Annotated in this window: 2 protein-coding genes; both read right to left on the bottom strand. The window is 73.4% G+C overall.

Going from position 1 to position 9,455, the window contains the following annotated elements; all coding sequences use genetic code 11:
• Positions 1–4,724 (bottom strand): amino acid adenylation domain-containing protein (locus tag ABZW30_RS40715; RefSeq protein WP_355676353.1); only part of this gene is annotated, 4,724 nt, incomplete at its 3' end.
• Between the two features lie 22 nt (positions 4,725–4,746).
• On the bottom strand, positions 4,747–9,405 hold the full coding sequence (locus ABZW30_RS40710; protein WP_355676352.1) for an amino acid adenylation domain-containing protein: 4,659 nt from the start codon (positions 9,403–9,405) through the stop codon (positions 4,747–4,749).
• Positions 9,406–9,455 lie beyond the last annotated feature (50 nt).

The raw sequence follows: 9,455 nt of genomic DNA, 5'->3' as shown, positions 1-9,455 counted from the left end.
GCAGCCGCCGCACGAGCCCGGAACAGCTCCAGAGCCGAACCCGCACCCCACTCCACCGACGAACCACCACGCAGCAGGGCCACCCGCTCCGCCTCTGCCAGCACCACACCCGACGCGTCCCCCTCCGGGTCCGCCGCCATCGCCTCCAGCACCAGCCGGTACATCCCCGCGAAACGCCCCAGCGCCTCACGGCCGACGACGTCCGAGGTCGTGTTGAGGGCGATGTGCCCGTCGGAGGCGGTCACGTTGAGCGCGAACTCGTTGCCGCCGATGTCCTGCTGGACAGAGGTGCCGACGCTCGCGGTGCCGAGCTGGCCGAAGTCCTGGTACTCGAAGAGGACCGAGACGAGCCGCTCACCGGTGCCGCTGTCGCGCTGGACGGCGGGCAGCGGGTAGCGGCGGTGGGCCCAGATCTCCGCCTCCTGCGCGAAGACCCGCTCCACCAGCTCACGCCAGGTCCCCGAGGTGCGCCGCGCCGGGAAGGGCAGCGTGTTCAGGTGCATGCCGAGCACCCGCTCCGCACCCGGAGCCTCCAGACGCCCGTGATAGACGACGCCCGCGTGGATGGCCTCCTGCGCGCTGAGCATGCCCAGCACCTTCAGATGCGCCGCCAGCAGGACGGTCTTCACCGAGGCCTTGGCGTCGTTGGCGAGCCGGTGCAGCTCCTCCTCCAGGTCGAGGAAGGGCACCCGTACGCCATGCCGGTCGCGCGTGCCGCCCTGCGGGTCGGCCCATGGCTCGGGCAGCCGCAGCGGCGCGTGCTCCGCCACCACGTCCCGCCAGAAGGCGCGGTCCTCCTCGGAGGCCAGCGACTCCAGCTCGGCCGCGACGAAGTCCGCGTACCGGACGGCCGGCGCCTCGTAGGCGGGCAGCTCACGGCCGTCGCGCAGCTCCCGGTAGCACTCCACCAGCTCCATCAGCAGCGTGTTCAGGGTCCAGCCGTCGGTGACGGCGTGGCAGTGGCTGAGGGTGAGCGACCAGGCGTCGTCCGACTCCAGGTGCACGCCGACCCGCAGCAGTGGGGCGGCGGTCAGGTCGAAGGCGCTGTCGCGTTCGTGGGCGAGGTCGGCGGCCTTGCGGCGCTCCTGCTCCTGGGTGTCCAGGCCGCGCAGGTCCTCGATGCGCAGCGGGAGGTCGCCGGTCTCGGCGTGGACGAGCTGCAGCGGCTGGGAGTAGCCGTTGAGGTGGACGGACGTGCGCAGCACCTGGTGGCGGTTCAGGACCTCCCGCAGGGCTCCGCGCAGGGCGTCCTGGTGGAGCGGGCGGCCGTCCACCATCCGGAAGAGGTTGACGTTGTGGTAGACGTCCTTGCCGGTGCGGTCGTCCTGGGCGGCCAGCATCTCGGCGAGCATGCCGGTCTGGATCTGGGACAGCGGGTAGGCGTCCACGACGCCCGCCGGCAGCGCGGCGCGGTCCTCGGCGCCGATCAGCGCGAACGGCTCCACGGCCTTGACGAGGGACTCGCCGGTGGCCTGGCCGACGAGGTGGTCGGCGAGGGACGCGACGGTGCGGTGCTGGAAGACATCCCGGACGGTGAGGTCGTAGCCGGCGGTGCGCAGGGCACCGACCAGGCGGACGACGCCGATGGAGTCACCGCCGAGCTCGAAGAAGCTGTCGAGGACGCTGATGCGCTGCAGGCCGAGCACCTCGCCCCAGATCTCGGTCAGCTCCCTCTCGAGGGTTGTGGCCGGGGCGCGGTGGCCGCCGGCGGCCGCGTCGCCCGGGGCGGGCAGTGCCCGGTGGTCGACCTTGCCGTTGCCGGTCAGCGGGATGCTGTCGATGGCGACGAAGACGGTGGGGACCATGTACTCGGGCAGCGCGGCGGCCAGGTGGGCGCGCAGCACCTCCGGGTCGAAGGCGCCGCCGTCGGCGGCGACTACGTAGCCGATGAGCCGCTTGTTACCGGGGCTGGGTTCGCGCACGCTGACGACGGTGTCCCCGACGGTCGGGTGCAGGCGCAGACGGGCCTCGATCTCGCCGAGTTCGATGCGGTAGCCGCGGATCTTGACCTGGTTGTCGATACGGCCGAGGAAGTCCAGCGAGCCGTCCGCGAGCCAGCGGGCCAGGTCGCCGGCGCGGTAGAGGCGGGAACCGGCCGGGCCGAAGGGGTTGGGGACGAACTTCTCGGCCGTCAGGTCGGGGCGGCCCAGGTAGCCGCGGGCCAGGCCGTCGCCGCCGATGTAGATCTCGCCCGGCACCCCGACGGGGGCGGGCGCGAGGTCGTCGGTGAGGACGTACATGGTGCTGTTGGGGATGGGCTCCCCGAGCGGGATGAGTTCGGCCTCGGGCAGGTCGGTGATCGGGCTGCCGGAGTTGCCGATGGTGATCTCGGTCGGACCGTACTCCGAGCCGACCATGGTGCCGCCGGGGCCGGCGAGCTGCTGCCAGCGGTCGGCGAGCGAGGTGGGGAAGGTGTCGCCGGCCGCGATCACGAGGCCGGCGAGGCCGTGGGCCTGCTCGGGGGTGAGCTGGTGGGTGAGCAGGTCGAGGTGGCCGGGGGTGAGCTTGATGAAGCTGAACGGGCCGGCGGCCGCGAGGGCGGGGCCGAGGGTGGCGGTGTCGAGGTCCATCGGCATGAGGTGGACCGACTGGCCGGTGATCAGCGGGGTGAAGAGGTCGGGGATGCCGAGGTCGAAGGAGATGGAGGAGAACAGCGGCGCGCCGGCGCTCCCGTGGGCGGCGTACGAACCGACGGTCCACTGCAGGTAGTTGGCGAGGCCGTGCTGGTGGATCATGACGCCCTTGGGGCGTCCGGTGGAGCCGGAGGTGTAGATGACGTAGGCCAGCGCCTGCGGGTCGAGCGGAACGAGGGGGTCGGTGTCCGGCTGCTCGTCGACGAGGTACTGGTCCTGGTCCAGCACGAGGAAGGTGCCGTAGTGGATGCCGGCCAGGGTGGGGATGTGCTGGCCGGTCGTGACCACGATCGACGCCTGGGTGTCCTCCAGCATGAAGCGGAGGCGGTCGATGGGGACGCTCGGGTCCAGCGGGAGGTAGGCGGCGCCGGCCTTCCAGATGCCGACCAGGGTGGGGACGAGGTGGATGTCGCGGTTCAGGCAGACGCCGATGAGCATGTCGGGGCGGGCGCCCAGTTCGAGCATGCACTGGGCGATCCGGTTGGACTGCTCGTCCAGCTGGCGGTAGGTGAGGCGCTCCTCGCCGACGACGACGGCGACCGCGTCGGGGGTGGCGGCGGCCTGGGCCCGGATCAGGTCGACGGTGAGCCGCGGCCGCTCGGCGGCGCCGCCGTCGGCCCAGGTGTCGAGCACCAGGCGGCGCTCCTCCTCGGGGAGGATCTCCAGCGTGGACAGCGGCGCCTCGGGGCCGGCGGTGGCGCTCTCCAGCACCTGGACGTACTGGCGGGCGAACCGCTCGGCGGTGGTCCGGTCGAACAGCGCGGTGGCGAAGTCCAGCCGGGCGTTGAGCGGGCCGTCCTGGACGTCCTCGACGTCGAGGGTGAGGTCGACCTTGGCGATGCCCTCACCGGATTCGCGCCGCACGGAGACGCCGGGCAGCTCCAGGCCGGCGTCGCGCTGCTCGCGCATGATGAAGTCGACCTGGTAGAGCGGGGTGCGGGAGAGGTCGCGCTCGGGCTGCAGCTCGTCCACGAGGCGGGCGAACGGCACGGCCTGGTGCTCGTACGCGTCGAGGATGGTGCCGCGGCCGGCGCCGACCAGCTCGGCGAAGGACGGGTCGCCGGTCCAGGCGGCGCGGGCGACCAGGACGTTGATGCCGTAGCCGACGAGGTCCTGCAGCTCGGGGCGGTTGCGTCCGGAGACGGTCACGCCGACCGGGATGTCGGTGCTGCGGGTGTAGCGGGAGAGCAGCACCTGGTAGGCGGTGAGCAGGACGACGAAGCGGGTGACGCCGTGCCGACGGGCGAGCTCGCCGACGCGCCCTGCCAGGTCGGCCGGGATGCTGAACGGCACCGAGGCGCCGCTCGGGTCGCGCAGGGCGGGCCGCTGACGGTCGGTGGGCAGGTCCAGTACCGGCAGGCCGGCGAGCTGCTCCCGCCAGTAGGAGAGCTGGCGCTCCAGGGCGGAGCCGCTCAGTTCGCTGCGCTGCCAGGCCGCGTAGTCGGCGTACTGGAGGGGCAGCGGGGCCGGCTCGTCGTCCTGGCCGGTGACGGCCGCGCGGTAGAACCGGCCCAGCTCCCGGGTGACGATGCCCACCGACCAGGCGTCGCAGGCGATGTGATGGAGGGTGACGACGAGCAGGTGGTCGTCGTCGGCCAGGGTGAACAGCTTCGCCCGCACCGGCCACTCGCGCTCCAGGTCGAAGGGGGCCGCGGCCTCCTCCTCCGCCAGGGCGCGGGCCCGGGCCTCCCGGCCGTCGGCCGGGAGGTGCGACAGGTCGACGACGGCGAAGTCCAGCGGCCTGGCCGTGTCGACCCGCTGCACCGGGCGCCCGCCCGCCAGCGCGTACCGGGTGCGCAGGATCTCGTGCCGTGCCACGATCCGGTCCCAGGCGGTACGCAGGGCGCTGACGTCCAGCGTGCCGGTCAGCCGCAGCGCCAGCGGGACGAGGTACTCAGGGCTCTCGGGGTCCATCCGGTTGAGGACCCACATCTGCTCCTGACCGAACGAGAGCGGCAGCGGCTGCTCGCGGTCGGCGGCGGTGATGGTGGGCCGGTGGTTGCCGCGCTTGCCCGCCAGGCGGCGGCGCAGCAGCTCCTCCCGCAGGTTGGCCGCGTTCTGCTCGGTGGACGACTTGTCGCCGGTGTTCATGATCCCTGGTCTCCCGCCAGCGCTAGTTGTCGATGAGCTCGGAGTCGGCAAGCCGCTCGATCTCCGCCTTGATCTCGTTCTCGATCGCCTCGGCCAGTCCCCGGACCGTAGGCTTGTCGAACACCGTTCGAATGGTGAGGTTGACGTCGAACTCGTCCTGGAGCTGCGCGGTCATGCGGATCGCGAGGATCGAGTGGCCGCCGATCTCGAAGAAGCTGTCCAGGACGCTGACCCGCTCCAGGCCGAGGATGTCCGCCCAGATCTCGGCGATGCGCTCCTCGGTGGGGGTGGCCGGCGGATGGTGGTTGCCGGCCGGGGCGGCGATGGCGGGCAGGGCCCGGTGGTCCAGCTTCCCGTTCGAGGTCAGCGGGATGGCCAGCAGCTCCGCGATGGCGGCGGGGACCATGTACTCCGGCAGCACCCCGGCCAGGTGGGCGCGGATGGCCTGCAGGTCGGCGGTGCCGCTGTCGGGGACGACGTAGGCGGCGAGGGACTTCTCCCCCTGGTCGTCGGTGCGCAGCACGACCACGGCGTCCCTGATGCCCGGGATCGCAGTCAACTGGGCCTGGATCTCACCGAGTTCGATCCGGTAGCCGCGCAGCTTGACCTGGTCGTCGATGCGGCCGAGGAACTCGATGGCGCCGTCGGGGAGCCGGCGGGTCAGGTCGCCGGTGCGGTACAGCCGGGAGCCCGCCGGGCCGAACGGGTCCGGGACGAACTTCTCCGCGGTCAGGTCCGGCCGGCCGAGGTAGCCGCGGGCCACGCCGTCGCCGCCGATGTGCAGTTCGCCGGCGACCCCGACCGGGGCGAGCCGGCCGTTGCCGTCCAGCACGTAGCCGGTGGTGTTGGGCAGGGAGCCGCCGAGCGGCACGGGCTGGTCGTAGGCGGTGACCACCGGGTGGGCGGTGGAGCCGATCGACGCCTCGGTCGGCCCGTACTCGTTGATGAGCCGGCCGGGACCGAGGATCTCCAGCCAGTGGTTGGCGGTGCGGGCGGTCAGCGCCTCGCCGGCGACCAGGATCAGCCTGGCGAGCCGCTCGCACTGTTCGGCGGTGAGCTGGTGGCTGAGCAGTTCCAGGTGGCCGGGGGTGAGCTTGATGAAGCTGAACGGGCCGGCCGCCGCAAGGGCGGTGCCGAGGCCGGACAGGTCCAGGTCGGCCGGCAGGACGTGCACCGGCTGCCCGGTGATCAGGGGGACGTAGAGGTTGGTCGCCGGGAGGTCGAAGGCGACGGAGGAGAACAGCGGGGCGCCGCCCTCGCCGGTGACCAGGTCGCGGGCCGCCCAGCGCAGGTGGTTGACCAGGCCGTGCTGGGTGACCATGACGCCCTTGGGCTTGCCGGTCGAGCCCGAGGTGTAGATGACGTAGGCGAGGTGGTCCGGGTCGCCGGGGCGCGCCGGGGCGTCGGCGGGGCGAGCCGCGATGGCCTGCTGGTCCCGGTCGACGAAGACCCGGGCGCCGGCGAAGGACTCGGTGAGGGCGGTGAGCGAGGACTCGGTGACCAGGACGGGCGCGCCGCAGTCGGCCAGGACGTGACTCAGCCGCTCGGCCGGGTTGGCCGGGTCCAGCGGGACGTAGCCGGCCCCGGCCTTCCAGACGCCGAGCAGGGCGGTGACCAGCCCGGGGCCGCGCTCCAGGCAGACGCCGACCAGGGTGTCCGGGCGGGCGCCGTTGGCGATGAGGTGGTGGGCCACCCGGTTGGCCTGCTCGTCGAGCTCCCGGTAGGTGAGCACCTGTCCGCCGCTGATCAGGGCGGGGGCGTCGGGGGTCTCGGCGGCGCGGGCCTCGAACAGGTCGATGACCGAGCCGGGCTCCCACGTCTGCCGGGTGTCGTTCCAGCCGGTCGACAGCTCCTCGCGCTCGGCGTCGGTAAGGATGTCCAGTTCGGCGAGCGCCGAGCCGGGGTCGGTGACGGCGGACTCCAGCAGCCGCAGGAAGTGGTCGACCAGCCGCTCGATCGTGGCGTGCTCGAACAGCGAACTGGCGTACTCGAAGGCGCCGGTCCAGCTGCCGTCGGCCTCCGCGCGGACGTACAGGGTCAGGTCGGTCTTGGCGACCCGGCGGGCGTCGCGCAGGAAGCCGATGTCCTCGCGATCGGGCATGCCCGCGGCCAGCTGCTCGTCGTGCATGTTGAACGCGACCTGGTACAGCGGGGTGCGGGAGAGGTCGCGCTCGGGCCGCAGCTCCTCGACCAGGTGCTCGAACGGCAGGTCCTGGTGGGCGAAGGCGGACAGGCAGGAGGTGCGGACGTCCTGCAGGGCGGCGGCGAAGGACTGCCGGTCGTCGAGGCGACAGCGCAGCACCAGGGAGTTGAGGAAGAAGCCGACCATGGGCTCGGTCTCGGCGCGGGTGCGGCCGGCGACCGGCGCGCCCACCACGACGTCCCACTGCCCGGTGTGCCGGGCGAGCAGGGTGCCGAAGGTGGTGAGCAGGGTCATGAACGGGGTGGCCTCGTGCCGGCGGCCGAACGCCTTGGCTGCGGCGGCCAGCGGGCCGGGGACGGTGAAGGTGACGACGCCGCCGCGCCCGTCGCGCTCGGCCGGGCGGGGGTGGTCGACGGGCAGTTCGAGCGGGGTGGCGCCGGCCAGGGCGGTCCGCCAGTGGTCGAGGCTCTCGGCGAGCCTCTCCTTGCTGCGCCACTCCTGCTGCCAGACGGCGAAGTCGGCGTACTGCAGGGGCAGTTCGGGCAGCTCGGCGCTGCGGCCCGCGCGGTTCGCCTCGACGAGCGCGCGGAACTCGCTCTCCAGGACGGCGGTGGACCAGCCGTCGCAGGCGATGTGGTGGAAGGTGATCAGAAGCAGCTGGCCACCGTCGCCCTCACGGCAGAGCAGGGCCCGCCACAGGCGCCCGGAGGCGAGGTCGAAGCCGGTGTCGAACTGCTCCTGGCAGGCCGTGAGCAGCTCCTCGCGGGTGCCCTCGACGACCTGCAGCTCGATCGGCCGGTGGGCCTCGACGACCTGCAGCGGCTCGCCGTCCTGGCTCAGGTACCGGGTGCGCAGGGCCTCGTGGCGCTCGCCGAGGGTGTCGAGGGCGGCCCGGACGGCCTCCGGCCCGATGTCCGAGGCCACGCGCAGGGAGAGCGAGGAGACCCATTCCGGGCTCTGCGGCTGCATCGAGTCCATGAACCACAGGCGGCGCTGGCCGTAGGACAGCGGCAGCGGGGTGTCGCGCGGCACGGCGGTGACCGCGGGCGGGGTCGCCCGGTCGGCGCCGCCGTCGGGATCGATCAGGCGGGCCTGCTCGCGCACGGTCACCGCAGTGAACAGGTCGGCGAGGGCGATCTGACGGCCGGTCGCCGTGCGCAGCTGCTCGGCGAGCTGGGTGAGGATCAGCGAGTAGCCGCCGAGCTGGAAGAAGTTGTCGTCGGCACCGACCCGGTCCACCTCCAGGAGCCGGGACCACGCCTGGGCGACGGTCTGCTCGGCCTCGGTGGCGGGGGCGGTGTAGGGCGGGCGCCCCGCTGTGCGCGGTGCCTGCCGGTCGTCGCCGGCGGTGGTGACCTCTCCGGTGCGGCCCAGGTACTCCAGGGCGCCGTCGGTGCGCCAGCGGGCCAGGTCCCCGGTGCGGTGGAGGCGGGAGCCGGGGGGACCGTACTGGGCGGGGACGAAGGCCGCCGCGGTCAGCTCGGGGGCGCCCAGGTAGCCGTGGGCGGCGCCGAGGCCGGCGACGTGGAGTTCGCCGGGGACGCCCGGCGGGACCGGGCTGCCGTCCTCGTCCAGGACGAGGACGCGAACGTTGTCGATCGGACGCCCGAGGACGGCGTGGGGCGCGTCCTGCCCGGCGTCGAAGGGGTGGGCGGTGACGGCGAGGGCGCCCGGTCCGTAGACGTGCCAGAGCGCGGCCCCGGGAAGGGCCTCGAGGACCGACCGGCCGAGGTCCGCCTCCAGCGGGGCGCCCACGGCGAGCACAAGCCTGACGGCGGAGCAGTCCGCCGGCTCCTGGCCGCCCGCCAGGCCGGCGAGCAGGTCGGGGGTGGCCGGCAGGACGGTCACCCGCTGTCCGGCGACGAGGTGCGTCAGCCGGCTCGGCTCGGCGGCCTCCTCCGGCGTCGCCAGCACCGCGGTCGCGCCGGCGGCCAGTGCGGTGAACACCGGCCATGGGGCGTCGACGGCGCGGTCCAGGTGGAGGATCCGGTCGGCGGCGCGGATCCCGTGCCGGCGCGCCGTCCAGCGGACCTGGTTGGCCAGGGCGGTGTGCTCGACGACCAGAGCGGTGCCGTCCGTTCCCCGGCTCACCCACGCGGTCTCCGAGGTCACCCCGGGGTCGGTCGCCGGGGAGAACGAGATGTCCTCCTCGTCGGCGTCCAGGAGCACCACCCGCACGCCCTCGCCCGCCACCTCGGCCGCGAACCGCTCCAGGGTGAGGACGACGCCGATGGCGCTGCCCTGCTGGATCCGGCGCAGGTGCGCGGCCGGCCCGTCGGCGTCCAGCGGCACGGCGACCGCGCCGGCCCGCCAGACGCCGAGGACGGCCGACGGCAGCTCGGCACTGTGCGGCAGGTGGGTGCCGACCAGGCTCTCCGGGCGGACACCGGCATCGCGCAGGTAGTGCGCGAGCCGGTTGGCCGCCTCGTCGAGCGCCGCGTAGGTGATCTCCTGGTTGCCGTGGCGAACGGCGACCGTGTCCGGAGCCTGGGCTGCCAGGTCCGCGATGAGACGGGTGAGGGGCATCTGACGTGCCACGAGTGCTCCGAGCGTGGTCAGGAGGGACGGGGAAATGGGGTGGGGACTGG

The organism is Kitasatospora sp. NPDC004669 (assembly GCF_040609455.1).
Classification (GTDB): Bacteria; Actinomycetota; Actinomycetes; order Streptomycetales; family Streptomycetaceae; genus Kitasatospora.
Note: the sequence above shows the minus strand (reverse complement) of the source record. Positions and strands in the feature narration are given on the sequence as shown.